The following is a 370-nucleotide window of genomic DNA, read 5'->3' on the forward strand; positions in this document are numbered from 1 at the left end:
CCTCCATGGCTTTGTCGAAAAACCGTCTGGCTGCTGCCTTGTCCCGCTTGGGGGTCAAGAGAAAATCAATCGTCTTGCCTTCCTTGTCCACTGCACGATAGAGGTATTTCCAGGCGCCTTTGACCTTGATATAAGTCTCGTCCATCCGCCAGCTTCCACCGACCGGGTGCTTGTGCTTTCTGAATATCTTTTCCAGTAACGGCAGAAGTCGAATCGCCCAGCGGCTGACCGCTGAATGATCAACGAATACACCACGCTCCGCCATCATTTCTTCGACATGGCGAAGACTCAGCGGGTAGGCTGCGTACCAGCGCACGCAGGTCAGCATTACTTCAAGCGGATAATGCATTCGTTTGAGTACCTTGCGTAG

General features: G+C 53.0%; 1 protein-coding gene. It reads right to left on the reverse strand.

The window, feature by feature from the left end; translation table 11 throughout:
• Nucleotides 1-370, reverse strand: a 370-nt coding sequence (locus tag QN395_RS21510; protein WP_323493153.1) for an IS6 family transposase, incomplete at both ends; no start/stop codon positions are given.

The organism is Undibacterium sp. RTI2.2, assembly GCF_035018705.1.
Lineage (GTDB): Bacteria > Pseudomonadota > Gammaproteobacteria > Burkholderiales > Burkholderiaceae_D > Undibacterium.